This is a genomic window from Corynebacterium cystitidis, assembly GCF_900187295.1.
Taxonomy (GTDB): Bacteria; Actinomycetota; Actinomycetes; order Mycobacteriales; family Mycobacteriaceae; genus Corynebacterium; species Corynebacterium cystitidis.
Genome location: NZ_LT906473.1, coordinates 2,283,028 through 2,309,064 on the forward strand (window position 1 = coordinate 2,283,028; position 26,037 = coordinate 2,309,064).

A 26,037-nucleotide genomic window follows, 5' to 3' on the forward strand; every position below is an offset into this window, starting at 1 on the left:
TTCGACCGCACTGGCACCGAGTGTCCACAGCACAGCGCTTCACCTGGAGAAAGGAGAAAGCGAATGGCATTGACTTCGTCGCTATCCGAAGAGCCGTTGGCAGACACGGCGGCTCTCACGTCAGCGCTAGTGATGGGAACATGGAACGGATTTGCTGACGATGTAGCAGACCAGCGTCTCGACGGCCTTCACCTCCACTGCTGCGAAGATCAGAGTTCCGCTCCCGTTGTTGCAGTCGAGCATCAAGTCCAATGGATACTGAACGCCTCCTCCGTCGGAAGCTCGACATCTTCCTCCGACCTTCGAGACAAGTGAGGTGCTAGTGTAGAGTCCTTTAATTGTGTTTCTGGTTAGTGGTGGATTCAAGGGTGGTGCGTGCGCGGTTGATTGTGGCCAGGATGGTTTCTGCGTCTTTAACCCAGGTAAAAGGTGTGGGGTTTATGTTCCGGTGGTTGATCCAGTCCATGATCTTGTGTTCGAGGTCGGCTACCGAGTGGAAGGCTTGATTGCGGATGACTTTGTCGGTCAGGATGCCGAAGAATCGTTCGACCTGGTTAAGCCATGATGAGGAGGTGGGAGTGAAGTGGAAGATAAACCGTGGATGTTTATCGAGCCAGGCTTTGATGTTGGAGTGTTTGTGAGTGGCGTAGTTATCTAACACGATATGAACACCGAGTTCGTCTGGCACTGTGGCATCAATCTGGCGGAGGAAGGTGAGAAATTCCTGGTTACGGTGTCGTTTGGTGGTTCGCGCGATCACTTTTCCGGTGGCGGTATCTAGTGCTGCAAACAGGGTGGAGGTGCCATGTCGTTTGTAGTCATGGGTCATTGTTCCTGCACGTCCCGGTTTTAATGGTAGTGATGGTTGTGTGCGATCTAAGGCTTGGATAGAGGATTTTTCATCCACACACAACACGACAGCTTTCTCCAGGGGATTAAGATAAAGACCTACGATATCGACGAGTTTCTCAGTAAACTCCGGGTCATTCGACAGTTTAAATATATCCGTACGATGCGGTGCAATACCTAAGGATTTCCAGATCTTGGCTACTGTTGACTTACTCATCCCGCAGGCAGCGGCCATGGTTCGTGCACTCCACCGGTTATCACCACCCGGTGGTTCTGAGTTAAACAGCATCTCCAGCATGGAGATATAGTCCTCGTTACTATAGGTCGGTTTCCGTCCCCGGCCAGGTGCTACCGCACCGAAGTTATCTAAACCGTGCTGCTGGAAATGCCGACGCCACGCCCTAACAGTGACCGCCGAAACATCACACCGCCTGGCAATCTCAAGATTAGCCACCCCATCACAGGCAGCAAGCAAGGCTTTAGCACGAATCACCTCCCGATACGGACGAGACGGAGATGACGCGATTTCTTCTAAACCCTGACGTTGCTGTTCAGTAACCTCAAGCGCGGCAGCAGCATGTGACATACACCAAAACTACCACACCACAAACCTATTTACAGGACCCTACACTAGTGACCGAACGCCATCGGGTTTCTCAACCCCTTTGCCAACGGCGACGAAGATCTTGCTGTGCTCATCAATGATCCGCTGGATTTCCGAAAATTCACTGGTTTCGATTGCTGTCACCCGTTCCTCAATAGTAATCGAGTACCTGTGGCTTGCGGAGGACCAGGTTGAAAAGCGCCGAAGTCTCTGATGATGCGCGATACACTCTCGCGACCGCCGCGTCCCTAATCTTTTCTGGAACTGCAGAGCCTGCGAGAGGTTTACATGAAAGCTGACGCAATGTGTTGACTAGCCATGTGTTGACTAGCCATGTGTTGACTAGCCAAGGCCGGTCATTGAGCCCTGCCTCTACGATGACACCAACAACGTCAGGGGTGCTGTAAGCGTGAACGGGCAAAACTCGACCTAGGTCGTGTCTGATAATGATGTGGTTCGGTGACTTAGAAGCTGAGCGCATGCCTCGGTTTCAGGTGCTTTCCGTACTCTGTGGGATTTGATCGCTGATCTCCTCACCTGGGACACCGTCCTGGCCCGCCTGAGCAGCCACGCTGACGCTACCGGCCTGCCCGACTTCTCACAGTCGGTGGTCTCCACGATCGCGCGGGCTCACCTGCACGCTACAGACATCACGCGGTTAGAAAAGGGATTCATCGAAGTATACGAATCCGGACGTCGAGCCATCTGACCACACATTTGGCCGGTCCTGGGTTGAGCTGTCGACAACAACGCACCAGCTCGTCGACGGTCACGGCCTGCTGGTTGTGACCATGTGAACCGCCGGCCAAGACCGTGACTTTCTGATGCTCATCGGCTCATGGACCAGCTGTGGGTCCAGCGTCCCGGCTCCGGCACCGCGCGTACCCGGCCGACAGTGCTGCTGCGTGATAAGGCATACTCTTTGCAGGCCAATCGCGCGCATCAGCGCAGTCACCGGAGCGACGCCGTCATCCCCGAGCCGAAAGACCAGCAGGGCTTTCGCAAGTTCCCGGGATGCGGCTCTCTGCGTATCGGCACCTTGGGTCAAGCTTGAGTCGGGGCTGAGGCGTAGGCATCTGACGCTGGCCAGTCGGCATTCCTGGCAGGCGACCCAAGGAGATGACACCAACGACTGCAAGCAGGGCTGCCGTCACGGTCATTGCGCCAGCGAACCCGAGCTGCTCAACACCGAATCCCGCTAGGAGAGGGCCGACTGCGAGTCCGACCGCGTACGCAAGCGTGTAGAGTGCGTATGATCCACCGAGGGTAGGAGGCTGAGAGCGGAAGCCTTGAACACTTATTAGGGCTGTTGCCGGGGCCTGAAGGAACGCTGCCGCAGCCCCAAGCAAGCCCATTCCGACCGCAATCAGCCAGATCGGTGTAGACCACCCAACCAGCAGCAGCGAGGCCACTACTGAGGCAATGCCGAGACCGATAAGTAGGCGGGGGGAAACACGTGAAACCATCGCCCCTACGATCGGGTTGGCAATAACTCCGACAAGCGCAGCTAGGGCGAATAGTAGGCCGATAAGCAGCGGACTTGCATCTAGATGCACGGGCAGTACCGGTTCAAGAGCGGCTATCACGGCTGCCCCTATTGCTATGGCAATAATTATGGACCAGGAGCCTGGCACTCGAAGCACCGTCAAGGGACCGCCGGTGTCGTCAGTGGTACGTGGGACGTTGCGAACTAGGGTGATTCGAAGGATGCCGTCCAGAATTGCCACACAGGCTGCGAGGATAAACGGGGAGGCTGTTCCAAACTCTTCGACCATGAAGCCAGCAACAGGGGGGCCGATGAGGACGCCGAGCGTAATTGTGGATATAGCAATGCCCATTGCCATTCCGCGCTTATCAAAGCTGGTGGTGGCAGCGATTAGTGCGAGTCCGGCGACCCAAGACATTCCGCCAGCAACGCCTTGGGCAAATCTAGCCACTAGGAGCAGCCAGTAAGGCTCTCCGATCGCGAAAATGAGAGTTGCTGCTGCCAGTCCGACCATGCCGATGAGCAAGGGGGTTTTCGGGCCTACCCGATCAACTAGGCGGCCGCTTAGTAATGCGGCAAGGACAAGTGCAATGGCGTACGAGGCGAACAGGACACCCGTCATGGCTGGTCCCGCTTCGACGACTGCGGGCAGTAGGGGAAGGACAGGGACCGCCAAGCCAATGACGAGGTTATCAACGAATAATGCGAGTGAGGCTACAACGAGCGCCCTGACCGACAGCGTTCTAGGGGGAAGGGCGTTTGGCGGGGAGTTGCTCACAATGTCTCCTTAAAATGCGCAGGTTGGCATACAGGCTAGCTTGTATGTAAAGTGGTAGCAAGTCTTCGCGGGCAGTGCCGTGCACGATGCATCGGTTATGATGGGGCCTTGCCCTCAGCGTCGCACAGGGGTTCCGATGAAGGACGTAGGGCGAACCGCCCCGCGAAGTTGGAAATGCCGGGCCGGTCTACTCGGAACCGAATCCCGTACCTAGGAAGCCATGAACCAGATAGTCAATGTCGGAGTCGAGCGAAGACCTTGCCGGAAGATCGCCGGGGTTTGTGATGGCAGTGACGGCTAGGCCCTGAAGGAACACCACCACGTTTCGAGCGACGAGGTCTCGAGGTACTGGGAGATCTTCCTCAGCATTTAGACTGTTCTCGATCTGCCTTTTCCAGGAAGCTAGGGCGTCGCTCTTCTCGGCGTTGTCACTGCTTGATGCCTGCGGTGCCACGATCACCGTTGTGATCACGAGGGCACGGAACTTCGGATCGCCCTGGAGCCACTGAATGTAGCGTCGTAGCAAGACCCGCAGGTTCTCGGTCGCGCTGTCCGAGGTGGTGTCCTCAGCGAAGAGTCTGTCTCCGAACTTTGACCAGCCGTACTGGAGCGCTTCAGAGAGCAACGCGAATTTGGAGGCAAAGTGATGATTCAGCGCCCCGCGCGATACTCCGGCTGCACGTGCGATGACCTCAAATGTCGCCCCTCGCCAACCATGCTCCGCGAACGCGCCTAGCGAAGCCTCCAGGATCGCTTGCTTCGTCTTCCACGCGTCCTCGGCCGTTCGCTTCATAACTTACAGGGTAGCTCATCGGGACCAGAACCAACTCGATCAGCTTCAACCGCGCCGGACGCGTGTTGCCGAAGCCTTCGGCCCAAGGCGACCCCCAGGCGAGTACTACGGTTCTCGGTGGGGACCATATTCGAATGCCATCGTGGTGACCTCCTTGCGATGAATAGTGGGTAATCGATTCGTCGCTGGTAGTCAGACATAGTGTGCACTGGCATCCACATTACTTTGAGACTTCACGCAGTTGGATCGTGCGGTCAGGTTCCTATCAGTAGTTGGAGTATGTCACTGCCTTCGGCGGCATCACCCCCGGATCATTTCCAGACAGGGACAGTAATTAGCCATACCGAAGCCAGCGACGTGTGTTCCTCTAAATGAAGGAACGGAAACAAACATAGCCTGCCCCAATGTGAGGGGACAGGCAATGAATCTTCGGGACCCTCAGGTGGAGCACCTAAAAACATAATGGACTATTTGCACGTTTGCCCTGGCCTGCGGTTTCTCTCGTCGGTGCAGATCTTGCATCTACGAGAGGAAAGACTTGATCAAGGTGCAGAACATACCGGTTCGACGTCCGTCGGATACTGCCAGTTCCATTGTTGTAAGTCCGACGTAAATCGAGATTAGACCTATCTCCTCGAGTTCTTTCAGGTACGAGACCACCGAGCGCTTCGAACACCGGGTACGAGCAGCGATCTTGCCCTGGCCTGGAAAGCAAGAGTGGCGCTCATCCGCATAATAAGCGAGTGCTAGCATCACCCACGATGACCCCGATTTCAATCCCTGATGACCATCGAGCACTTTAGCAACAGATTTAACACTCACTACGTCACCACCCTCGTCAGTCTATAAATGTCTAAACCATTGACAGCAAAATGTCAGGAACGTTAAAATTTCCTGCAAGCACAAAACGTGCTTTTCACTCCGGAAACCAAGCGCCCACAGTGGCGGATCGGTACTCCGACCGGGACATACTGATGTCCCCCAAGCCCCGTAAGGAGAAAGTCATGAATAAGTTAGGATCCACAGTTAAAGTTGCGCCCGCACCCCTATTCATAGCGTTGCCAACAGCCCTCGCACCGGTATCCACCAATAAAGACGCATGTGGAAGCGTTCTCCTGTAAGGCTAAGGTCAGACTCATGGAAATACTCATCATCGGTGCGACTCTCTTCGTTCCTGTCATTATCATCGTCCTCGTGGTCCTTCTTGTCTTTAGAGGCGGGAAGATACTGGCCAATCTTCAAAGCGATGTCCAACGGATCGCGAAAGATGTCGAGAAGATATCGAAGGAATTGGACAGAAGAGATACCTAAACCATCGCTATACAACAGAAACCGGTAACACCGGTTTCCACACTATACTTCCAGCGCATGGACGCCCTTACCACTCCCCTCCTGTTCACCATGGCGATGCTTGCCGGAATCATCAATTCGGCTATCGGCTCCGGTTCACTGCTGACCCTTCCGGTGCTGCTCAGCCTCGGTGTACCACCCGGGGTTGCGGTGCGCACCAACACCATCGGCATGACTGTCACCTCCATCGGCTCGGTGTTGGGCTACCGCAAGGAAATTGCCCGCGAGCTTCCGCACCTGACCCCGATCACGCTATTCACCATCCTTGGCGCCACGTCGGGTTCGATTCTGCTGCTGCTTTCACCTTCGGAAGCCCTCGACTTTGTCATCCCGATCCTCATCGTGGTGGCCCTGCTCATGGTGATATTCCAGCCCCGGCTGGCACGGTGGGCGAATAAAGACAAAACGGTGCAGGAACATGGGCCGGTGGGCAACGCTTATCGACGCCCCTCCATCATCGCCCCCATGTCACTCGCGTCTGTGTACGGCGGGTATTTCACCGCCGCCCAAGGCATTCTCTACATGGCGATTTTGGGTGTGGGAACAGGGCGCAGCTTTAAAGACGTCAACCCAGTAAAAAACTATCTCTCGCTATTTGTCAACGTCACCGCCGCAGCCGTATACATCATCGCCTATTTCATGGGAGCACAGGTGCTATGGGGTTATGTGCTGGTTATTGCCGCTGGCGGGCTGATCGGAGGTTTCTTGGGTTCAAGCATTGCCAAACGCCTTCCCAACGGGGTTTTCCGTCTCCTCATCGTAGTCGTCGCGCTGGTGGCACTAGTGCGGCAGCTGCTGTGAGCAAGCGTCGATAAGCATGCAAACCTACCCCCAACCGGGGTGACTTGATTCACTTCGACCCATTGTGGTTGCCAACCTCATTAATGTAAAAGCAATCTTGTTCCTTGACCGAAAGGCCAAACACATGTCGATACGCTTCAACCGACGCACCGCCGGCACCATCGCAGCCACCACGATCGCCGCACTCAGCCTGGTAGCTTGCTCCGGCGAAGAGTCCTCCGGTGGTTCCTCCGACGGTGGTGCTTCCGCAGTCGAAGACGGCACCGAGGAAGCACGCGGCCCCATCACGTTTGCCATGGGCGCTAACGACACCGACAAGCTCGTCCCCATCATCGAAGCATGGAACGCCGAGCACCCCGACGAGGAAGTCACCCTCAAAGAGCTCCCCGGCGAGGCCGACGCACAGCGCGAAACCCTGATCCAGTCGCTGCAGGCCGGCAACTCCGACTACGACGTGATGGCGCTCGACGTTGTCTGGACCGGCGAGTTCGCCGCCAACCAGTACCTTGCACCACTCGAGGGCGCACTTGAAGTAGACACCTCCGCCCTGCTCGATGCCACTGTGGAATCCGCAACCTACAACGGCACCCTCTACGCACTGCCGCAGAACACCAACGGCCAGCTACTGTTCCGCAACACCGAGTTCATCCCAGAAGAACCCGCCAACTTCCAGGAACTGATCGATTCGTGCCAGGAGCTTAACGACGAGGTTGGTTGCCTGACCACCCAGCTATCGCAGTACGAAGGCCTGACTGTGAACACCGCCGGCTTCATGGAGGGCTGGGGTGGCTCCATCCTCGACGAAGACGACCAAGAAGTCACCGTTGATTCTGAGGGATCCAAGGCAGGCCTACAGGCGCTTGTCGACGCTTACGCGGACGGCGTGATCACCGAAGAATCCACCGCGGCCACCGAGGAAGAGACCAATCTCGCATTCGTCGAAGGTCGCACCGCCTACGCCATCAACTGGCCGTACATGTACACAAATGCTGAAGGTGAAGCCTCCGATGTCGCCGGCAACGTCGAGGTCTCCCCACTCGTGGGCAAAGACGGCGTGGGCGTATCTACCCTGGGTGGCTACAACAACGGCATCAACATCAACTCCGAAAACAAAGCGACCGCGCGTGACTTCATCGAGTTCATCATCAGCGAAGACAACCAGATGAGCTTCGCCGAAGCATCCTTCCCACCTGTCCTGGCTTCCGTCTACGACGACGAGACCCTGGTTGAGCAGTTCCCCTACCTGCCTGCGCTCAAGGTCTCTTTGGAGAATGCGGCACCTCGCCCAGTCTCCCCGTTCTACACCGAGATCTCCAAAGCAATCCAAGACAACGCGTACGCAGCACTGACCGACGGCAAAAGCGTCGACGACGCAACCGCGGACATGAAGGCTGCGATCCAGAACGCTGCCGGATAAAAGCCTCGCTCGCACGCCCGTGAGGCTGACAAGTTATGCGACAACACCTGCCCTTGTGTACCGGGGTAGGTGTTGTCCCCGTTTCTTCCTTCTTTTCGGATCATTTCGAAAGCGTCCACCATGCTCACTAAAGCTCAAAGCACCAAGCGCGCAGCCCTCCTGTTGGCGCCTGCCCTAGTGGTGCTTGCCGTTGTGATCGGCTACCCGGTCCTGCGCGCGATCTATTTGTCCTTCCAGGCAGACAGGCACCTCGACCCCGACACCGGGCTTTTCGTCGAGGGCGGGTTTGCTGGCTTCGACCACTACCTGTACTGGCTGACTCAACGGTGCATTACACCTTCCGGCGACGTTGGCACATGCCCGCCCGGAACATTGGCGACCGATTTTTGGCCAGCAGTACGCAACACCGTCTTCTTCACCATTACCACCGTCACTCTCGAAACGATTCTGGGCATGATCATGGCACTGATCATGGCCGGCAACTACAAAGGTCGTGGCCTTGTTCGCGCCGCCGTGCTGATCCCCTGGGCCATCCCCACCGCGGTAACCGCGAAGCTATGGCAGTTCATGTTCGCCCCACAAGGTGTGGTCAACTCGATCTTAGGCACCAACATCATGTGGACCACCGACCCGTGGGCCGCCCGGTTTGCCGTGGTCATCGCCGACGTGTGGAAAACAGCCCCCTTCATGGCACTGCTCATCCTCGCCGGACTGCAAATGATCCCGAAAGAGACCTACGAAGCCGCACGCGTGGATAACGCCAGCCGCTGGCAACAATTCTGGCTGATCACCTTCCCACTGGTACGCCCAGCACTGATGGTCGCAGTTCTCTTCCGCACACTCGATGCGCTACGCATGTACGACCTGCCGGTGATCATGATCTCCGCCTCCGCCAACTCGCCGACCGCCGTGGTCAGCCAGCTGGTAGTCCAAGACATGCGCCAGGGCAACTTCAACTCAGCGTCCGCCATGTCCACCTTGATTTTCCTGTTCGTTTTCGCCGTCGCGTTCCTACTGATCCGGTTCCTCGGTGCAGACGTCTCCGGCAAAGGGCAACAGCGCAAAGACGAGCGGGAGGCCCGGCGTCGACAAGCGCGACACGAACGCGCACGCAAAGCCGCACACGAAACCGCACACGAAACCGACGTCCAGGCAACCCCCAACCAGACCACCAAGGAGACACGGGTATGAAAGCGAAACGCAGAGCCACCATCCTGCACTACATCGGAGTCGCCTTCATCCTGATCTGGGGGCTGGCACCGTTTTACTGGATGCTTGTGGTCGCATTACGCGACTCAGCATTCACCTTCGACACCACCCCCTGGCCCACCCACGTCACACTAGACAACTTCCGCGACGCCCTCGCCACCGACAAAGGCAACAACTTCGGCCGAGCAATCCTGAACTCGCTGATCATCTCGGTAGCCACCACACTGATCGCCGTGATCGTCGGCGTTGGCGCAGGCTACGCCCTGGCGCGGCTGAACTTCCCCGGCAAAACGCTGATCACCGGTATCGTGCTGGCAGCATCCATGTTCCCGGGCATCGCGCTGGTCACCCCACTATTCCAACTATTTTCCAATATCGGGTGGATTGGCACCTACCAGGCCATGATCGTGCCCAACATTTCCTTCGCACTGCCTCTGACGGTCTACACGCTCATTTCGTTTTTCCGGCAGCTGCCGTGGGAGTTGGAGGAGGCCGCGCGTGTCGACGGCGCCTCCCGCGCCCAAGCGTTCCGTTTAGTCATGCTGCCCCTCGCCGCACCAGCACTGTTTACCACGGCGATCCTGGCGTTTATCGCCGCCTGGAACGAGTACATGCTGGCCCAGCAGCTATCCACCACCGCCACCGAGCCTGTCACCGTGGCGATCGCCCGCTTCGCAGGCCCGAGTGCCTTCGAATACCCGTACGCCGCCACCATGGCAGCAGGCGCCTTAGTCACCGTGCCTCTGATCCTGATGGTGCTCGCCTTCCAGCGCCGCATCGTTTCCGGGCTGACCGCCGGTGGAGTGAAAGGATAAACCAGAAACGCCACGAAAGCACTAAACCCACGCTCCCACCTCAGTAAACACGGTGCAATATCAGGCAATCAGGCAACAGCATCAGGAGCATAAGGATCAGCCTAGTAAAGCGGCCCCAAAAGTTAAGGCCCTACCCAATATCCATTCGGACCCACACCGGCTCCGGCACCAGGCGCACCCCAAACGCCTCCTCCACCCCGGCACGCACCTGGCGGGCCAACGCCCGAACATCAGCAGCCTTCGCCTGGCCCCGGTTGGTGATAGCCAAGGTGTGCTTCGTCGATAAGCGCACCGGCGCACCCTCACCCGGATAACCGCGAGCGAAACCGGCGCGTTCGATCAGCCACGCAGCGGACAACTTCTCGCGGCCATCATCCTGCGGGAAACGAGGCATGCTCTCCTCACCGACTTTCGCCTCAATCTCGTCTGCCAGCCGCTTCTCGACGATCGGATTCGTAAAAAACGAGCCAGCACTCCACGTGTCGTGATCTCCCGGATCCAACACCATCCCCTTGCCCCGGCGCTGCTCCAACACAGACTCGCGGGCTTCAGCTACCGGCACCTGGCGGTTGTCCATGTGACGCAGCGGAATCGAAACACCAGTAGGGTCAAGCTGCAACTCCACTTCCAACACCACCGCACGGTTAGTGAACTTCAAGTTAGAAAAGCGGTAAGACAGCTCCAGTGCTGCAGCATCAACCCACTCCACCTCGCAGGTTTCACGGTTATACAGCTTCACGCGGCGCAACACATCAGCAATCTCCGCCCCGTACGCGCCCACGTTCTGCACCGGCACCGCACCCACCGAACCAGGAATACCACTCAAAACCTCGATACCGGCCAGCTTTTCCTCCACCGTGGCCGCCACCAGCTCATCCCACACCACGCCGGCCTCCGCATTCACCACGCCGTCCGGGTGGATCGTCACAGCATCATTGGCCGCGACCACCGCAACAAGATCCAGCTGCCCATCAGCCACCACAAGGTTTGAGCCACCGCCCACAACCAACAGATCAACGCAGTGCTCGTCGAGAAGCTGCACCGCCGCAGCCAACGCCTCACTGGTTTCCGCACGCACCGCAGCCACCGGAGTACCACCCACATGCAACGTGGTGGCCTGCGCGAAAGTGAAATCGTCGTCACGCATAATGCCGTCGATTGCGGTCAAAGTGGCTAGGACAGAGGCAAGAACTTGGCCCTCAATGCGGGCTTGAGATGAATCAGACACCCTACTAACGGTAGTCTGTTTGCTATGGCAAACCGTAGCGAAAACACCGTAACTATTAACCACCCAGCGCAGAAGGTCCACGAGGCGTACACCAACGCTGACTACTGGGCCTACATCGCTGAGAATCTGTCACCTGAACCGGGCGAGCTGAATGACTTTAGCAACAACTCCGCCACCCTCTTCGAGGTCCTGCCGCTAGACGTCCTGCCTGAGGCAGTGCGCGCCATGGTCTCCCAGGCACTGAAACTCAAGCGCGTGGTCACCGTCGGCGAGCTCAACGGCGAAAGCGCAGACCTGTCCTACACCGGCGATGTCAAGGGCACTCCTGTGGACATGAAGGGTGACATCAAGCTCACCGGCGACGGCGACGTGACCACCCTGGCCTACGACAATGAGGTGACCGTGGACATTCCGTTCATGGGCCCAGCTATCGAGCCAAAAGTTGGCGAAGCGCTGGCTGAGATCTTCACCAACGAAGGCAAGCTCACCGAGACCTGGATCTCCGAAAACCTCTAAGCTGCTCTTTTCTACCGATGGCCGACCACGCCCACAATTTGCGTGCACCCACTGGTGCCGGGGATGGTCGGCCTTTTGGCGTTATTACCCGGGGCACAACTGGGTTCAACCGTCTGCGCCGTTCCGACCGGTGGTCGTTCTACCACCCCCAGATTTCCGCTCTTCTGCGTGGCACGCCAGCCCCGCTTGCGGTGGACGTGGGCTACGGAGCGAGCTTTACGACGACTGTCGAGTGGGCACGCTGGTTAAGAAAGCTCAACCCCACAGTAGAGGTGGTGGGACTTGAGATCGACCCGGAACGCGTACTTCCACCGCGTGACGGGGTGCGTTTTGAGCTTGGCGGCTTCGAGCTGGCCGGCTACCGGCCCCACTACGTGCGCGCTTTTAACGTGCTACGCCAGTACGACGTGGACCAAGTCGATATGGTGTGGGCCGAAGTGTGCTCTCGCCTGGCACCTGGTGGTTTATTTTTGGAGGGCACGTGCGATGAGATTGGGCGACGCGCCGCCTGGATACTTCTTAACGCTGCTGGTCCTCGCTCATTGACATTGGCGTGGGCTCCGTTCGCTGTGGACCGCCCCAGTGATGTGGCCGAGCGCCTGCCCAAAAAGCTCATCCATTTGAATCGGCCCGGCGAGAAGATTTTCGATCTGTTGCAGGCTGCCGATAAGGCGTGGGACCGTGCTGCAGGCTGGGAATCGTATGGGCCACGCGTTCGTTGGAGGCAGGCGCGGAAGCTACTCACCGCTGAAGGAATCCCGCTTCTTCCCCAGAGGCGTGCGATTCGCGATAATATTTTGTCTGTTGATTGGGCATTCGTAGCCCCGTGACTGTGGTGCCTACCCTCAGCTACCCCCTTTGAATAACCATTACTATTGGCGCATGATGTGCCTTTGGGAGACAATGAACCAATGAGTAAATCGTCGACTTCCACCGTCTGGAAAGTAATTCTTGCAGTTTTGGTGGGCATCCTGATCCTCGTCCTTGTCGTAGAGATTGGGCTCCGCTGGTTCATCTCTAGCCAGTTGCGCTCCCAATTCGAAGAAGCAGCGCCAGACACTGCAGTGGTCCAGGAGGAACCGACGGTGTCTTTCGGCCCCTACCCGCTGGTGGTTAGCCCGCTGATGGGCAATATTCCGTCGATAGAGATGACCACCCCATCAACCCTGCAACTGGACCAGGAGCCAATTACAGGTTCTCCGGCGGCCCAGATCGAGATAGAAGACCTGTCGATGTCTCATGACCCGGTGGCTGGCCGGCTGCTGATCACAACGGAGCTTCCCGACGACTACGTTGAGGAAATCCTGCACAGGGAATTGAACAAGGCCCTGGACTCTGGCGAGGCCGACAGTGAAGTCACGGGGATCTTGACCGAACTTATCTCGATTACTGACGTGACCTCCAACCCCGCCGAAAACACGTTTGACGTGGTTTTTACTGACGGTGTTTTGTCGCTGGAGTTACAGCCGGTCATGGTTGATGATCAGCTCACGTTCGAAGCGGCTTCGGTGTCACTGTTCTCGTTTGAACTGCCTTCTCGTGTAACCGAAATGGTCACTGGCATGCTCGCCGAGGCATTCCAGCAAGAAGTAACCTCGGAACTTAGTATCCAGGAATTCACTGTGATTCCCGATGGTTTCCGTATCACAGCCACCGGCGAGAACGTGAACTTTAATGAGCTTGCAGGCCAGGTTTCAAGCAGTTCCTAGCGCACTGCACGCTCCGGACTAGTGGCGAAGACCCGTCCAGCACCCCGCGATAACCACTCAATGGTGTCATCGATGGACGCGACCTCACCAAACACCGCAACCTCTGCCGACACTGCGGGCACCACCCCACCTGCTGCATCAACAGCCACTATTGCGGCGCCCGCCTTGTCTGCAAGCGCTGCCTCACGACTATTCGTGGCAAGAACACCGAAGCGCACCCCCTCGGGCACGGCCTGAGCCACCGCGATCATATCGGCCAGCACCGCCGAATCACGGCCAGCCACAGTATCTGCAGCCGTGCCCGCGGACTCTAACAACGGCGGGGCAGGCTCACGCGGAAGCGCCAACCACACCTCAGAAGCCCCCATTTCACCGGCAAGGCGCGCCTCAGCGGCCTTCACCAAGCTGTGGTGCCTGCCCGTAGGCCAGCCCACCAGGGCGATTACAGCAGCCGAATTGGGGGCCACACCGGTCAAGTGCTCGTCGTAAAGCGACACCGCGGAAGCCACATCCAACGACTCCACGACCAGCCCAGCCGGGAACACGGAAAGGCCCGCCACCGAACGTCCGGCACCGAAGGTGCCAACTCGGGTGGCGAGCCACTCACGGTCAGATGCAGTGCTAATAGCCGAAATCCCCGCGCAGAATCCGCTGGATGTGCGGGCGCACGTCGAAGTAGTACACGCCCGTGGCAATCGCACCGATCCACGCCAAAAGAGGCAAACTCAACAGACAAGAAAAGGCGCTGCCTGCGAGAATCAGGATCCACATGGTTTTCGACTGGCGGTTGGCAGCATCAAACGCATCAGGGCGAGTATTAGCCACCATGAATGCGCCGACCACGGCGGAAATGCCGACGATCGCGAAAAGCAGCATCTCCACAAGACGTGGCAGTCTGCTGATCAAAGTGATTGTACTGACGGGCTCAAACATTTAGTGACTATCTTCCTTCGGGCTGTTGGCTGGGCCATCTGTGTCGGGTGTGTCATGTGTGTCAACGACTTCGCCGTCAATGATATCCGCTGCCTCGTCCGCAACACCATCAGCGTCCCGCGAAGCAGCACCTGCAGCACCTGCAGCACTGTGACCATCGCTGAACCCATCGGACACGCGCCCGATTAGCCCCTCAAGGCGAGTGCGCATATCGGCAATAATGCCTTCGCTCTCCGCCTTCGTGGAGTCATCACCGGTAGAATTAGCACGCTCGCGAACCTGGTCCACAGCCTGGTCAAAAGCGGATCGCACCTGGGTTATCAGCTCGTCGACACGATTGGAATCCTTCGCGCCCTGCGCAGCGCGAGACACCGAACCGGCCAGATCGCGGACAATGTTTTCCGCATCACCAGCAAACGTAGCCGAAGCCTGTCCAAACGATTCGCGAGCGCGACTTACTGCATCCTTTACCTGATCCAACACGCTGTCATCCTCCTCGCGCGGGGACTCATTGTTCGCAGAAGTGTTGGCTTCATAAGAGTGATTGTCATTCGACTCAGTCATGCAGTGTCCTTTTCTAGTAGGCCCGTGGAGGACCGTTGAGGTCTGTTGAGGTCTGTTGAGGTCTGTTGAGGTCTGTTGAGGTCTGTCTATCTTCTAGCTCTGCGGGGCTCTCCGCCCCAGGCTCTCCTCCCCGGGCTCTCCGCCCAAGGTTTAAACCCCGAAGAGCAGCTGATTAACAGTGTAAATAACTAATCCAGCCAGCGCACCGACGACGGTGCCATTAACGCGGATGTACTGCAGATCTTTCCCCACCAGAAGTTCGATCTTTTCGCTGGCCTCGTGAGCATCCCAGCGCTGAATAGTCTCAGAAATAATGTCAGTAACGTCGCCTGCATAATTATTAGCCAAGAAACTCGCGGCAGACTCAATGCGGTCGTCTAAGGCGGTGCGCAGCTCGGTATCCGTCGACAGGCGCGTGCCCCAATGCACACATAGTTCGGCGACGCGGCGACGCAGGGTAGAGCTTTCATCGCCGGCGGCGTCGATTAACGAGGCGGACATGCTGGCCCACAGCTCCCCTGCCGCGCTTTGCACCGCGTCAGAACCCATCACGTCAGCCTTCAACTGCTCCACCTTGGTGATCATCTCAGCATCAAACTGCAAGTCCTGCGCCAGTTGATTCAGCTGGGTGCGTAGCGCTTGGCGTGCCTTGTGGTTAGGTTGCGTATCGACGTCCGCCATGAACTTCACCAACTGTTTGTACACAGTGGTGCCAGCGATTTTGCGGGTGAACTCAGGCGCCCAGGCCGGCATGCGCTCGTCGACAAGCGTGACCACAGCGTCTTCCATGCCGTCGAGTTTGCGGCGTGCCCAAGTGATGGTGGTGTCAATCAGCGGCTCAGTTTTGCCGTCTGCGATCAACCCCTCGAGGGCACGGCCGGCCAGCGGGCCCCATGTCGGTTCGGCCAACCGTGAAATCACTTGGGAGTTGATCAGGTCCTCGGCGTCGCGCGGATCCAGGGCGCGCAGCGCGTTGATGGTCAGGCGCCCCGCCTCGCGGGAAACTTTCTCCGCATTGTCCGGCTGCGACAGCCAGGCACCAATCTTTTCTGGGATATTGGCTTGGTTGACCTTCTCTGTGATCAGCTGCGCGTTCAGGAAGTTCTCGCCAACAAAGCCTGATAGCGCATCACCTAGCTGATCCTTCTTGTTCGGGATCAAAGCCGTGTGTGGGATCGGGATGCGCAACGGGTGACGGAATAGTGCTGTAACAGCGAACCAGTCCGCAATGCCTCCCACCATGCCTGCTTCCGCAGCCGCGCGTACGTACCCGATCCAACCGGGCGCCGCGCCGGTGGATTGCCACCAGGAACACGCCAAAAAGATAATCGCTGCGAGGATCAGCAGGCCCGTGGCAAACGCCTGGTGTTTGCGCAGCGCTTGACGACGAGCAGCCTCGGCCTCCGCGCTCATTCCCGGCATCGCTGCTGGTAAAGTGTCCGCCTTGGCTGGTGTTTCACCGGGCTCGGAAATCTGAGAATGTTTACCCATTTTAGAAGTCATTCTTTCGTTTAGATCCGTAGGCGTTAGAAAAATGTGAGGGCGTAGTCGAACAGGACCCACGCCGTCAGCACAGTGATCAGACCCGTCACAACGATGATGATTTTATTTCCGCGCATAGCAGCCATCCTAGACGCCCCTGGCATAACAGAATCCCCCGGCAACTCTTGAGCTGCCGAGGGATTCGTCGATAAGCGTGTTAGTTCTTGCGGCCAGTCTCTTCGCGGTACTGGCGGTAGTAACGGCGCCCGTACCAGATCAGGCCGAAGCCACCGATGTAGAACACCGCAGCTACGATCGCGCCGATGATAATGAGAGGCTGGCTGTAGTCGTCAGCAGAGCCAACACCCCAAATACTGGTGGCCACACCGTAAATGAGGATGCCCGTCGCAGCGATGCCGGCCATCAGCAAGCCCGCGCCCAACCACGTGGAGGTGCGGATGAGGGAGGAGTGGGGGGCAACCAACGACACTGGGTCGTAGCCATCGATATAGCTGTCGTGCAGCCTGCCGCCGGAGTACTCCGGGAAGGACTCAGCCTTAATGTCGGACACTGAGTTCTGAGCGCTCATAGCCTTGTCTCTCTTTCGTGATCATCGTGGCCCGCTGCCCCGGCACATGCCGTGAAGGCATAGCCAGTGGGGCCACCCATGTAACTGCGGTTAATTCTAGTCGTCCTTGCCGCGGAATGCTGCGCGGGCACGTTCCTTGTTGATCGCACCGACTGCTTCCAGAGGGATGCCAGCCGGGCACACGTCGGCACACTCGCCGTACAGGGTGCAGTGGCCGAAGTTGGTCTCCAGCTCGTCGATCATCTGGCGTGCGCGCTTGCCGCGCTCCTGCTTGCCCAGAGGGGTGAGCTTCAGGTGGTTCAGCTTGGCACCAGTGAACAGGTGAGCTGCACCGTTCGGGCAGGCTGCCACACATGCACCACAGCCAATGCACGCTGCGAAGTCCAGAGACTTCTCAGCGTCGTAGTGGTTCATGTGCAGGGTGTCCGCATCAGGTGCGGTACCGGCGTGGATGGAGACGTAACCGCCCTGCTGCATGACGCGGTCGAGCGCGGAGCGGTCCACAGTCAAGTCGCGGATCACTGGGAACGCGCCCGAGCGGAATGGCTCAATCTTTAGGGTGTCGCCATCTGAGTACTGCATCAGGCGCTGCTGGCAGGCAGGGGTGTTTTGGCCGGAACCGTGTGGCCGGCCATTGACGGTCAGGCCACAGGTACCGCAAATGCCCTCGCGGCAGTCAGAGGCGAAGGCGAACGGCTCGCGGCCTTCCTCGACGAAACGGTTATTGACGTGGTCGAGCAGCTCCAGGATGGACATCTGCTCAACAGCGTCGTCCACCTGGACGGTCTCGTATGCGCCTTCTGCTTCGGGTCCGGCTTGACGCCAGATCTCAAGTGTCAGTTTCATTACTTGTAGTTCCTTGTCATCAGCGGGATCGATTCAAAGTACAGCGGTTCTGCGTGGCGGACGAACTTACCGTCAGCCGATAGCTCCCACGCAGAGACGAAGCACCAGTTCTCGTCGTCACGCTCTGCCTCGCCGTCTTCGGAGAGGTGGTCGTCGCGGTAGTGTGCACCACAGGACTCATCGCGGTCGAGGGCATCCACGCACATCAGCTCACCCAGGTTGATGTAGTCAGCGACGCGCTGCACATCCTGCACAGTCTGGTTCATATAGTCGGTGCCACCAGGTACGCGCACGTTTGTCCAGAAGTCTTCACGCAGTGCACGGATCTCCTTAATACCCTGGCGCAGGCCCTCAACGTTGCGGGAAACACCACAGTACCTGTACAGCAGTTCACCCAGCTTGGAGTGGTAGTAGTCCGGGCCGTGCGGGTCTGGGCCCTGGATATTCATTAGCTTGTCCAGGCGTGCACGTGAACGCTCGACAGCTTCCTGTGCCTCCGGCGAATCCTCCGCCAGCACCGGCTCGTTCAGGTGGCCTGCCAGGTAATTCGGAACAGTGAACGGCAGGGTGAACCAGCCGTCAACAGATGCGGAAAGCAGGGAGTTTGCGCCCAGACGGTTCGCACCGTGGTAGGTCCAGGAGCACTCGCCAGCTGCGAACAGGCCGTCGATGGAAGTCATCTCGTTGAAGTCGGTCCACAGGCCACCCATGGTGAAGTGGCAGGTTGGAGCGATGCGCATCGGGGTGGTGTATGGGTTTTCGCCGATCGCGTCCTCGTACATGGTGAACAGGTTCGAGTAGCGTTCACGCACGGTGTCCTCACCGAGGCGTTCGATGGCGTCGCGGAAGTCCAGGTATGCGGAGTTCTTCAGCGGGCCAACCGCGTAGCCTGCGTTGATCTGCTGGGAGATCGCACGCGATGCCACATCTCGTGGGACCAGGTTGCCGAACGCCGGGTAGCGGCGCTCCAAGAAGTAGTCGCGCTCCTCTTCTGGGATGGTGTTCGGGTCGCGGTCGTCGCCTTTTTCCTTCGGAGTCCAGATCCGGCCGTCGTTACGCAACGATTCGGACATCAGGATTGTCTTCGACTGCCAAGTCGCGTTGACCGGTAGGCCGGTCGGGTGGAACTGGATGAAGGACGGAGATGCGAAGTACGCGCCGTGCTCGTATGCCCGCATGATGGCCGAGGCGTTGGAGTTAATCGCCAGGGTGGACATGTGGAACACGTTGCCGTAACCGCCGGTTGCCAGGATCACTGCGTGGCCGGTGTGGGCTGTGATGGAGCCATCGATCAGGTTACGGGTCACGATTCCCTGGCAGCGTTTCTGGTCACCTTCGCCGGTGACGATCAGGTCTACCAGGTCATTGTGGGTAAAAATTTCCACGTTGCCCAGGTGGATTTGGCGCTGCAGCGCGGACGCAGTAGACAGCTGCAGCTGCTGGCCCGTTTGTCCACGGGTGTAGTAAGTACGAGACACCTGAACACCGCCGAAGGAGCGGGTTGCCAGGGTGCCGCCGTATTCGCGCGCGAATGGTGCGCCGATGGCGTTCATGTGGTCGATGACGCGGGCCGACTCGATGGCGAGGCGCCAGCAGTCAGACTCGCGACCACGGTAGTCGCCACCTTTGACGGTGTCCTTGACGTGGCGGTACGCACCGTCATTATCCACCTTCTTGCCGCGGGCGGAGTTCACGCCACCCTGTGCGGCGATAGAGTGCGCACGACGTGGCGCGTCGTGGTAGGTGAAGGCCTTCACTTTGTAGCCGAGTTCGCCGAGCGCGGCTGCTGCTGCGCCACCGGAGAGGCCTGTGCCGACGACGATGACGTCGAACTTCCGGCGGTTCAGTGGGGAAACCAGCTCCATGTGGTCTTTCTGGTATTCCCACATGTCTTTGGTGGGCACGCCCTTAGGTTCGTTGCTCTCAAGGATTTTGCCCGGGGTGACATCCTCGAAGACGGATGCCGGCTGCGTGAAGGTATCACGCTCAGCGCTTTCGTTGCGCTCAGTGTTGTGTGCGGTAGTCATTGGGGCTTCCTCCTACGAGACCAAACCGAATGTGATGGACAACGGCATGATGATGTTGGCGATGACGACGATCGCAGGCAGCCAGTACGCCAGGATCACCATGATCGCGTGGCCGCGCTCGCCCAACCAGCCCAAATCGCTGACGGCCAGGTAGATGCCGTGGGTCAGGTGAAGGAATAACGCCAGGTTAGCGATGACGTAAATCAGGGTGACCCACCAGCGCTCGGGGGCGAAGGTGGCCAGCATGTTGTTGTGCACAGCGCCGTGGACGAACTCGTCAGACGCAACTGCGACACCCATGGTGAGGTCCAGGATATGGAAGATGATGAACAGCAGCAGGATTACGCCGGTGGCAAGCATATAACGCGCGGCCTGCGACTGTAGTCCGCCCATAAGGTCGGTGCGCTTAAACTTGCCACGGGAGCGCTTGGAGCGGCCGTGCAGGGCGAAAGCTCCATATACGTGCAGCACAATTGCTACGAGCAGGACGATGCGGATGATCCACAGCATGCCTTCACGTGGGAGCAGGGGCTCACCCATGGTGCGCAGGAACTCACCGTAGGCATCCAGCGCTGGCACACCGTCATGTGCGGGTAGGAACAGCTTCAGGTTACCGACCATGTGGCCGAGAACGAACAGCGCGAAAATCAGGCCGGTGATGGCCATTATCAGCTTGATTGCCCAGGTTGGGAATCCTGGCCGCTCGCGCAGCGGCTTTTCAGTAATTTTGCCGTGACGAATTGCATCACGGTCTGCGTTTTGTACAGTCATGGCACCTCCAGTGTCGATATAACTCTACGGGGTTCAGGCCCGGACTTCCCACTTCTCACCCCAGCCTCCCCACCATTTTTTCAGTTATCCCACAGGATCGGTGGGTTCGTCGGCACGCGCTTAACGACGCCCTTCCCTTCGCAACCTTTTGATTGCAGCGCTGCGAAGAATGCGTGCAGGTCATGGCACACCCTGCGTTATTTCACTCCGAGGTACCCCCAACTTTTCATGCGCTTCTTCCGCCCCGCTCAAGCAAAACGCCCGTACTGTGATTTTCACCACCAGCGGGGCTTTGAAATAAGCACCTTCACCCAAGTCACCCCTTAAGGTGTCAATCTTTCGTTTAAACTAGTGCACTTTCTCCGCCGAACGCCTTGGCTGTGCTGCACAGTTAACGAACTTCACAACCCAACCCACACAATTCTTCACACTTTTTGGTTGAATACACACCATGAGTAAGACGTACGTTGGCTCCCGCCTGCGCCAACTCCGCCGCGAGCGCAACTTAAGCCAAGCCGCCCTCGCCACAGCCCTCGACCTCTCCGCCAGCTACGTCAACCAGATCGAACACGACGTCCGCCCCCTCACCGTCCCCGTCCTGCTGCGCATCACCGAAGCTTTCGGCGTCGACGCCACCTTCTTTTCGCGTGACGACGACTCCCGCCTCCTTGCCGAACTCAAAGACGTAGTCGCCGACCAAGAAATCGCCGCCCACGATGTCGAGCTTCAAGAACTCTCCGAGCTCGTCTACAACCACCCCACCATCGCACGCGCCATGGTGGACATGCACCGCCGCTACCGCAACGTCCGCGACAAACTCACCATGGCCACCGACACCCGCATCACAACCGGCCAGGCCATCTCGATGCCCCACGACGAGGTGCGCGACTTTTTCTACGCCAACCAGAACTACTTCGACGCCATCGACAACGCCGCCGAAGGCCTCGCCACCGACCTGAACGTGACACAGTTTTCCATCCGCGACACCGAAGAAGCCATCCGGGCACGCCTTCGCAACAAGCACAATATTGAGGTGGAATCGTCGTTAAGCACCGACGGCACCCTCCACTCTTTCCATGCTGACCGCGGCCTGATCGAACTGTCCACCCTGCTCTCCACCGGCCAACGCGCCTTCCGCATGGCCACCGAACTCGCACACCTTGAAGCAGGCACGCTTATCGACGACGCCATCGGCAACGAACCATTCACCTCCGAAGCCTCCATCAACCTGGCTAGGCGCGGACTGGCCAGCTACTACGCCGCCGGTGTCATCCTGCCGTACACGCAGATTCACACCGAAGCCGAGCACGCTGGCTACGACGTGGAATACCTCGCAAATATATTCGGTGTGGGCTACGAAACCGCTGCAAGCCGCCTATCTACCCTGCAACGGACGAACCTGCGCGGCGTGCCGTTCACCTTCGTGCGCGTCGACCGTGCCGGCAACATGTCCAAACGCCAATCCGCCACCGGATTCCACTTCTCCACCTCCGGCGGCACCTGCCCCCTGTGGGGCCTCTACGCCAGCTTCAACACCCCCGGCGAAATCGTGCGCCAACACGCCCAAATGCCCGACGGACGCACCTACCTGTGGGTCGCGCGAACAGTGCGCCACCACCGCCGCACATTCCAGGACACCGAGAAACTCTTCGCCATCGGCCTAGGCTGTGAAACCCGGCACGCCGAACGCACCATCTACGCCCAGGGCCTCCCACTGAACCACGCCGACCAGGCCGACCCGATCGGTGCGGGGTGCCGCGTCTGCCCACGACAAAGCTGTGCCCAGCGCGCCTTCCCCGCAGTCCACATGCCATTAACTATTGACCCGCACTCCACCCACATCGCCCCCTACTAATCGTAGCTAGCCGCGCTGAGCTTGCGAAGCGCGCTCGTGTGAACGACCATAAAAAGGCACGAAGCGCGCTCTACAGGTTGATCATGTGGCCCTCAATGCCGTGGGCTGCTTCCTTCATCGCCTCAGACATCGTTGGGTGAATGTGCACGTTGCGTGCGATCTCGCCAGCGGTGAGGTCATATCGCTGCGCCAACGTCAGCTGCGGAGTCATATCGGAAACACCCTCGCCCACCATGTGCCCGCCGAGCAGCTCACCGAATTCCGCATCCGCAACCAACTTGACAAAGCCCTCGGTCGCCGCCGCGCCCACAGCTTTACCGTTCGCGGAGAATGGGAAGGTCGCGGTCTTGATCTCACGGTCAGGCCACTTCTCCTTCGCAGCTTCCTCGGTATAACCGAAGGATGCGACCTGCGGGTTACAGAAGGTAGCGCGTGGCATCATCTGATAATCACCCAAAGTCTGGGTCTCCGCACCCGCGATGACCTCCGCCGCAACAACACCCTGCGCCTCAGCAACGTGTGCCAGCTGCAGCTTCGCGGTCACATCGCCAATGGCGTAGATGCCGTCGACGTTGGTGCGCATGTACTCGTCGATAGCAATAGCGCCACGCTCAGTCAGCTCCACGCCGGTGTTCTCCAGGCCGTAACCCTCGGTGCGTGGGCGGAAACCAACAGACACCAGCACGCGGTCAACGGCGATGGTCTCAGTCTTGTCAGAGCCCTTCTTCTGGTAGTCCACCTCGACGGAATCACCATTGTCGCGCACCGCAGTAGTAGCGTGGCCCGCTAGCACCTTCACGCCGAGCTTCTTGTACACCTTGGTAATGGTCTTGGATACTTCTGGGTCCTCATTTGGCAGCACACGGTCCATGAACTCGATCACCGTGACATCGACACCATAGGCGTTAAGTACGTACGCGAACTCCATACCAATCGCACCGCCACCAACAACAACCATCTTCTCCGGCGCCTTCGGATTGAGGATCTGCTCTTCAAAAGACACCACATTCTCGGAGAACTCCACACCCTTGAGCGTGTTCACCACAGAGCCGGTGGCGATGATGCAGTCGTCGAAAGTGACAGTCTTTCCTTTATCGTCACCCTCGGTGATCTCGATGGTCTTCGCATCCTTAAAGGATCCCAGGCCGTTGATCTCGGTGATCTTGTTCTTCTTCATCAGGTAGTGGATACCGCCAACGATCTTCTCGGAGACCTTACGCGATCGCTTATGCGCGTCTTCGTAATCAAATTCCACATCACCTTTGATGCCGAAGACCTTCTTCTCATGGTTGAAGATATTCGCCACTTCAGCGTTCTTAATCAGCGATTTCGAAGGAATGCAACCCACGTTCAAGCAGACTCCTCCCCAATACTGCTTCTCAACAACCGCTACCTTCTTGCCCAGCTGAGCAGCGCGGATCGCGGCGACATAGCCGCCAGGGCCCGCACCAAGTACAACAACGTCATAGTGTTCATTAGCCATGCCCACAAGGATACGCATGTGACGGTGCTCTCGTTGTCGTTTTCACCCCTGTGGGGGCAGGTTCCCACACTCCGCCAGATCGAGATATAGTGCAAAGCAGTAAATTTCCCGTACAACTAGAGAAGGCTTCATAGATGAAGATCACACGCCCCCTGTTGGCCTCCGCCGCCGCGATTGCGATCGCCGCCGGTGCCGTACCCGTCATTGCCCAAGACACCGACAAAGAGATTCAGCCGGTCGTCGATACGCACACGCTTAACGACGACACGACCGTCGAAACGCCCAAAGCAACGGACGCTGAGGTAGCTGCGGAGGCAGCTGCGGAGCCCGAGGCCGGCGAGATCCGTCCGGAGGAATCAGACGAGGTCACCGACAACACTCCAGAGATCCCCGAAATCCAAGCTCGCGAAGCAACCGAGGAAGAGCTGGACAATATGCCGGACCAGCGGCACCAGACCGACGCGGGCGCTGTCACCGTGACTCCACTGACGCAAGCTCCGCTGAACACGGCGAATAAGAAGCCCCAAAAGTGGTTCTCCCACACAGGCGAAGGCAAAAAGCTGGACGCGTACAACGTGTACTCGCCAGCCATGGAACGCGACATCCCAGTAGCGGTTCTGCCCGCGCGTGATGCTGCCGGTGCGCTTGTCGACGACGCCCCCATCGTCTACCTGCTCAACGGTGCCGGCGGTGCCGAACAGGACACCGACTGGATCAACCTGGCTGACTCCACCGTCTACGAGACCTTTGAAGGGCAGTCGGTGAACGTGGTCATCCCAATGGAGGGCGCGTTTTCCTACTACGTGGACTGGCTGACTGACCCAGGCCAGCGGGGCTACTACAAGGGTAAGCAAATGTGGTCGACGTTCCTCACCAAGGAACTGCCCGGTGCCATGGAGCAGCAGCTCAACGCAAATGACCGCCGCGCAATCGTGGGCTTTTCCATGTCCGCAACCTCCGCGCTGCTGGCCGCCGAACACAACCCGGGCATGTACAACGCCGTCGGCTCATTTTCCGGGTGTGCTGCAACATCGACCCCACTGCCCTACTTCTACGCCGGGCTGACCGTGAACCGCGGCGCCAACGGCATGACTCCTGAAAGCATCTGGGGCCCGATGGGTTCCGAGTACAACCGCTACAACGATGCCCTTGTTAATGCCGAGGGTCTTCGTAACACCGCGCTGTACATCTCGACGGCAACCGGACTGCAATCCGACACCGACATGCTGAGCTCCCTGCTGGACAGAAACGGTGGCAAAGTCGAAGCAGCGCTGAAATCCAGCTCCACCCTGACTATTGAAGGTGGCGCAATCGAAGCAGCGATGAACGCCTGCACCCACGACCTGCGCGCCAAACTCACCAGCTTAAACATCCCGGCCCACTACGAGTTGCGCAACACCGGCACCCACTCCTGGCCAGGCTGGCGCGACGACCTGAAAAAGTCCTGGAACCACGTAATCAAACCCGCACTCGGTTTGAGCGAAAGCAACGCACCAGCCACCAACACCGGTTCCGCCGAATTTTCATCAGCGAACTAGAGCAGCCGTGAACTAGAGCAGCGCGTTCCGGCCCGGCAGGGCCGGTCGTCGGCAAGCGAACGTCGGCAAGCGAACAAAAAGGGCACCCACAACGGGTGCCCTTAATGCATACCAAAAGCTAGAACATGCCCAGGCCTAGCGCGATGGTCGACGAGGTAGAAGAACCGGCATGGAGCACCTGGCCCAGAAACTCGTTGATGAAAAGCTGTGCTTGCTCGATAGGAGACATAGTCAATTCCCTTCCTAATAAAGAATCGTGTGAAGGCGCATTTTTACGCTGTATGTACGCTAAGTGTATCGCCAGGTTCCCAGCTAACGTTAACTCGCAGATTGTCACAAGTACGGCTTGTTTAACGACAAACTGGGGCTTAAGGTGCACACAGAGACGTAACAT

Annotated in this window: 27 protein-coding genes; 12 read left to right on the plus strand and 15 right to left on the minus strand. The window is 58.3% G+C overall.

The annotated features are described in order from the left end of the window. Nucleotides 1-63: 63 nt before the first annotated feature. A complete protein-coding gene (locus CKV99_RS10815) occupies nucleotides 64-315 on the plus strand; it encodes a hypothetical protein (RefSeq protein ID WP_092261063.1) in 252 nt (83 codons plus the stop codon). Nucleotides 316-334: 19 nt separating this feature from the next. Here the strand turns inward: CKV99_RS10815 and CKV99_RS10820 are convergent, their stop codons facing one another. Beyond that, a complete protein-coding gene (locus tag CKV99_RS10820) occupies nucleotides 335-1,435 on the minus strand; it encodes an IS630 family transposase (protein WP_095114742.1) in 1,101 nt (366 codons plus the stop codon). Nucleotides 1,436-1,474: 39 nt separating this feature from the next. Continuing rightward, nucleotides 1,475-1,597, minus strand: coding sequence for a hypothetical protein (locus CKV99_RS14995; RefSeq protein WP_256232276.1), 123 nt, complete (start codon nucleotides 1,595-1,597; stop codon nucleotides 1,475-1,477). Nucleotides 1,598-1,970: 373 nt separating this feature from the next. On the opposite strand from CKV99_RS14995, the gene CKV99_RS14335 reads away from it, so the two are divergent. Further along, nucleotides 1,971-2,162, plus strand: a complete 192-nt coding sequence (locus CKV99_RS14335; RefSeq protein WP_092260599.1) for a hypothetical protein — start codon at nucleotides 1,971-1,973, stop codon at nucleotides 2,160-2,162. Between the two features lie 259 nt (nucleotides 2,163-2,421). Here the strand turns inward: CKV99_RS14335 and CKV99_RS10825 are convergent, their stop codons facing one another. The 3 genes from CKV99_RS10825 to CKV99_RS15125 form a co-directional block, all read right to left on the minus strand. Next, a complete protein-coding gene (locus tag CKV99_RS10825; RefSeq protein ID WP_092260597.1) occupies nucleotides 2,422-3,717 on the minus strand; it encodes an MFS transporter in 1,296 nt (431 codons plus the stop codon). 187 nt (nucleotides 3,718-3,904) lie between these two features. Further along, the gene (locus tag CKV99_RS10830) at nucleotides 3,905-4,510 is read right to left on the minus strand and encodes a TetR/AcrR family transcriptional regulator (RefSeq protein ID WP_092260595.1); all 606 of its coding nucleotides are present in this window, start codon (nucleotides 4,508-4,510) and stop codon (nucleotides 3,905-3,907) included. 522 nt (nucleotides 4,511-5,032) lie between these two features. Beyond that, nucleotides 5,033-5,263 (minus strand): helix-turn-helix domain-containing protein, encoded by a 231-nt coding sequence (locus CKV99_RS15125; protein WP_092260593.1) that lies wholly within the window; start codon nucleotides 5,261-5,263, stop codon nucleotides 5,033-5,035. 384 nt (nucleotides 5,264-5,647) lie between these two features. On the opposite strand from CKV99_RS15125, the gene CKV99_RS14340 reads away from it, so the two are divergent. The 5 genes from CKV99_RS14340 to CKV99_RS10855 all read left to right on the plus strand — a co-directional run bounded on the left by CKV99_RS14340 (nucleotide 5,648) and on the right by CKV99_RS10855 (nucleotide 10,102). Next, nucleotides 5,648-5,821 carry a hypothetical protein gene (locus CKV99_RS14340; protein ID WP_157728441.1) on the plus strand — a complete coding sequence of 58 codons (174 nt, stop codon included), beginning with the start codon at nucleotides 5,648-5,650 and terminating at the stop codon, nucleotides 5,819-5,821. 57 nt (nucleotides 5,822-5,878) lie between these two features. Continuing rightward, nucleotides 5,879-6,661, plus strand: a complete 783-nt coding sequence (locus tag CKV99_RS10840) for a sulfite exporter TauE/SafE family protein (RefSeq protein WP_092260589.1) — start codon at nucleotides 5,879-5,881, stop codon at nucleotides 6,659-6,661. A gap of 124 nt (nucleotides 6,662-6,785) precedes the next feature. Continuing rightward, entirely contained in the window at nucleotides 6,786-8,078 is a 1,293-nt protein-coding gene (locus CKV99_RS10845) for an ABC transporter substrate-binding protein (RefSeq protein WP_092260607.1), read from the plus strand. A gap of 120 nt (nucleotides 8,079-8,198) precedes the next feature. Further along, a complete protein-coding gene (locus tag CKV99_RS10850; protein ID WP_231910017.1) occupies nucleotides 8,199-9,269 on the plus strand; it encodes a carbohydrate ABC transporter permease in 1,071 nt (356 codons plus the stop codon). After that, nucleotides 9,266-10,102, plus strand: coding sequence for a carbohydrate ABC transporter permease (locus tag CKV99_RS10855; protein ID WP_092260588.1), 837 nt, complete (start codon nucleotides 9,266-9,268; stop codon nucleotides 10,100-10,102). The genes CKV99_RS10850 and CKV99_RS10855 overlap by 4 nt, the downstream gene beginning before the upstream one ends. A 130-nt stretch (nucleotides 10,103-10,232) precedes the next feature. Here the strand turns inward: CKV99_RS10855 and CKV99_RS10860 are convergent, their stop codons facing one another. Continuing rightward, complete coding sequence (locus CKV99_RS10860; protein ID WP_231910238.1) at nucleotides 10,233-11,249, minus strand: UDP-N-acetylmuramate dehydrogenase; 1,017 nt, start codon at nucleotides 11,247-11,249, stop codon at nucleotides 10,233-10,235. Between the two features lie 105 nt (nucleotides 11,250-11,354). Here CKV99_RS10860 and CKV99_RS10865 point away from each other — a divergent pair, with 105 nt between their 5' ends. The 3 genes from CKV99_RS10865 (at nucleotide 11,355) to CKV99_RS10875 (ending at nucleotide 13,555) form a co-directional block, all read left to right on the plus strand. After that, nucleotides 11,355-11,846: a DUF2505 domain-containing protein gene (locus tag CKV99_RS10865; RefSeq protein WP_092260584.1), complete on the plus strand. Its 492-nt coding sequence runs from the start codon at nucleotides 11,355-11,357 to the stop codon at nucleotides 11,844-11,846. 17 nt (nucleotides 11,847-11,863) lie between these two features. Further along, nucleotides 11,864-12,676 (plus strand): class I SAM-dependent methyltransferase, encoded by an 813-nt coding sequence (locus CKV99_RS10870; protein ID WP_092260582.1) that lies wholly within the window; start codon nucleotides 11,864-11,866, stop codon nucleotides 12,674-12,676. A gap of 81 nt (nucleotides 12,677-12,757) precedes the next feature. Next, a complete protein-coding gene (locus tag CKV99_RS10875; RefSeq protein WP_231910018.1) occupies nucleotides 12,758-13,555 on the plus strand; it encodes an LmeA family phospholipid-binding protein in 798 nt (265 codons plus the stop codon). On the opposite strand, the gene CKV99_RS14820 is transcribed toward CKV99_RS10875, so the two are convergent. The 8 genes from CKV99_RS14820 to CKV99_RS10915 all read right to left on the minus strand — a co-directional run bounded on the left by CKV99_RS14820 (nucleotide 13,552) and on the right by CKV99_RS10915 (nucleotide 20,767). Beyond that, on the minus strand, nucleotides 13,552-14,115 hold the full coding sequence (locus CKV99_RS14820; protein WP_231910019.1) for a hypothetical protein: 564 nt from the start codon (nucleotides 14,113-14,115) through the stop codon (nucleotides 13,552-13,554). The genes CKV99_RS10875 and CKV99_RS14820 overlap by 4 nt on opposite strands. A gap of 61 nt (nucleotides 14,116-14,176) precedes the next feature. Further along, a complete protein-coding gene (locus tag CKV99_RS10885; protein ID WP_092260580.1) occupies nucleotides 14,177-14,488 on the minus strand; it encodes a DUF2516 family protein in 312 nt (103 codons plus the stop codon). Then, a complete protein-coding gene (locus CKV99_RS10890) occupies nucleotides 14,489-15,052 on the minus strand; it encodes a CGLAU_01105 family protein (protein ID WP_169872632.1) in 564 nt (187 codons plus the stop codon). It abuts the gene before it with no gap. Between the two features lie 150 nt (nucleotides 15,053-15,202). After that, nucleotides 15,203-16,543, minus strand: coding sequence for a DUF445 domain-containing protein (locus CKV99_RS10895; RefSeq protein WP_408607537.1), 1,341 nt, complete (start codon nucleotides 16,541-16,543; stop codon nucleotides 15,203-15,205). A gap of 208 nt (nucleotides 16,544-16,751) precedes the next feature. Beyond that, nucleotides 16,752-17,123, minus strand: coding sequence for a hypothetical protein (locus CKV99_RS10900; RefSeq protein WP_092260578.1), 372 nt, complete (start codon nucleotides 17,121-17,123; stop codon nucleotides 16,752-16,754). 96 nt (nucleotides 17,124-17,219) lie between these two features. Continuing rightward, nucleotides 17,220-17,969, minus strand: coding sequence for a succinate dehydrogenase/fumarate reductase iron-sulfur subunit (locus CKV99_RS10905; RefSeq protein WP_092260577.1), 750 nt, complete (start codon nucleotides 17,967-17,969; stop codon nucleotides 17,220-17,222). After that, nucleotides 17,969-19,996, minus strand: a complete 2,028-nt coding sequence (locus tag CKV99_RS10910) for a fumarate reductase/succinate dehydrogenase flavoprotein subunit (protein WP_092260575.1) — start codon at nucleotides 19,994-19,996, stop codon at nucleotides 17,969-17,971. The genes CKV99_RS10905 and CKV99_RS10910 overlap by 1 nt, the downstream gene beginning before the upstream one ends. A gap of 12 nt (nucleotides 19,997-20,008) precedes the next feature. Beyond that, nucleotides 20,009-20,767, minus strand: coding sequence for a succinate dehydrogenase cytochrome b subunit (locus CKV99_RS10915; protein ID WP_092260573.1), 759 nt, complete (start codon nucleotides 20,765-20,767; stop codon nucleotides 20,009-20,011). Nucleotides 20,768-21,218: 451 nt separating this feature from the next. Here CKV99_RS10915 and ramB point away from each other — a divergent pair, with 451 nt between their 5' ends. Then, complete coding sequence (gene ramB, locus CKV99_RS10920; RefSeq protein ID WP_092260570.1) at nucleotides 21,219-22,622, plus strand: acetate metabolism transcriptional regulator RamB; 1,404 nt, start codon at nucleotides 21,219-21,221, stop codon at nucleotides 22,620-22,622. Between the two features lie 70 nt (nucleotides 22,623-22,692). Here the strand turns inward: ramB and lpdA are convergent, their stop codons facing one another. Continuing rightward, a complete protein-coding gene (lpdA, locus tag CKV99_RS10925; protein WP_092260602.1) occupies nucleotides 22,693-24,105 on the minus strand; it encodes a dihydrolipoyl dehydrogenase in 1,413 nt (470 codons plus the stop codon). Between the two features lie 134 nt (nucleotides 24,106-24,239). On the opposite strand from lpdA, the gene CKV99_RS10930 reads away from it, so the two are divergent. Continuing rightward, entirely contained in the window at nucleotides 24,240-25,643 is a 1,404-nt protein-coding gene (locus tag CKV99_RS10930; protein ID WP_092260568.1) for an alpha/beta hydrolase, read from the plus strand. Nucleotides 25,644-26,037 lie beyond the last annotated feature (394 nt).

Bases quoted from the DNA above. Each gene is read 5' to 3' on its own strand.
- CKV99_RS10815 (WP_092261063.1), top strand. From the start codon at position 64: ATGGCATTGACTTCGTCGCTATCCGAAGAGCCGTTGGCAGACACGGCG.
- CKV99_RS10820 (WP_095114742.1), bottom strand. From the start codon at position 1,435: ATGTCACATGCTGCTGCCGCGCTTGAGGTTACTGAACAGCAACGTCAG.
- CKV99_RS10830 (WP_092260595.1), bottom strand. From the start codon at position 4,510: ATGAAGCGAACGGCCGAGGACGCGTGGAAGACGAAGCAAGCGATCCTG.
- CKV99_RS15125 (WP_092260593.1), bottom strand. From the start codon at position 5,263: ATGCTAGCACTCGCTTATTATGCGGATGAGCGCCACTCTTGCTTTCCA.
- CKV99_RS14340 (WP_157728441.1), top strand. From the start codon at position 5,648: ATGGAAATACTCATCATCGGTGCGACTCTCTTCGTTCCTGTCATTATC.
- CKV99_RS10840 (WP_092260589.1), top strand. From the start codon at position 5,879: ATGGACGCCCTTACCACTCCCCTCCTGTTCACCATGGCGATGCTTGCC.
- CKV99_RS10845 (WP_092260607.1), top strand. From the start codon at position 6,786: ATGTCGATACGCTTCAACCGACGCACCGCCGGCACCATCGCAGCCACC.
- CKV99_RS10850 (WP_231910017.1), top strand. From the start codon at position 8,199: ATGCTCACTAAAGCTCAAAGCACCAAGCGCGCAGCCCTCCTGTTGGCG.
- CKV99_RS10855 (WP_092260588.1), top strand. From the start codon at position 9,266: ATGAAAGCGAAACGCAGAGCCACCATCCTGCACTACATCGGAGTCGCC.
- CKV99_RS10860 (WP_231910238.1), bottom strand. From the start codon at position 11,249: ATGCGTGACGACGATTTCACTTTCGCGCAGGCCACCACGTTGCATGTG.
- CKV99_RS10865 (WP_092260584.1), top strand. From the start codon at position 11,355: ATGGCAAACCGTAGCGAAAACACCGTAACTATTAACCACCCAGCGCAG.
- CKV99_RS10870 (WP_092260582.1), top strand. From the start codon at position 11,864: ATGGCCGACCACGCCCACAATTTGCGTGCACCCACTGGTGCCGGGGAT.
- CKV99_RS10875 (WP_231910018.1), top strand. From the start codon at position 12,758: ATGAGTAAATCGTCGACTTCCACCGTCTGGAAAGTAATTCTTGCAGTT.
- CKV99_RS10885 (WP_092260580.1), bottom strand. From the start codon at position 14,488: ATGTTTGAGCCCGTCAGTACAATCACTTTGATCAGCAGACTGCCACGT.
- CKV99_RS10890 (WP_169872632.1), bottom strand. From the start codon at position 15,052: ATGACTGAGTCGAATGACAATCACTCTTATGAAGCCAACACTTCTGCG.
- CKV99_RS10895 (WP_408607537.1), bottom strand. From the start codon at position 16,543: ATGGGTAAACATTCTCAGATTTCCGAGCCCGGTGAAACACCAGCCAAG.
- CKV99_RS10900 (WP_092260578.1), bottom strand. From the start codon at position 17,123: ATGAGCGCTCAGAACTCAGTGTCCGACATTAAGGCTGAGTCCTTCCCG.
- CKV99_RS10905 (WP_092260577.1), bottom strand. From the start codon at position 17,969: ATGAAACTGACACTTGAGATCTGGCGTCAAGCCGGACCCGAAGCAGAA.
- CKV99_RS10910 (WP_092260575.1), bottom strand. From the start codon at position 19,996: ATGACTACCGCACACAACACTGAGCGCAACGAAAGCGCTGAGCGTGAT.
- CKV99_RS10915 (WP_092260573.1), bottom strand. From the start codon at position 20,767: ATGACTGTACAAAACGCAGACCGTGATGCAATTCGTCACGGCAAAATT.
- ramB (WP_092260570.1), top strand. From the start codon at position 21,219: ATGAGTAAGACGTACGTTGGCTCCCGCCTGCGCCAACTCCGCCGCGAG.
- lpdA (WP_092260602.1), bottom strand. From the start codon at position 24,105: ATGGCTAATGAACACTATGACGTTGTTGTACTTGGTGCGGGCCCTGGC.
- CKV99_RS10930 (WP_092260568.1), top strand. From the start codon at position 24,240: ATGAAGATCACACGCCCCCTGTTGGCCTCCGCCGCCGCGATTGCGATC.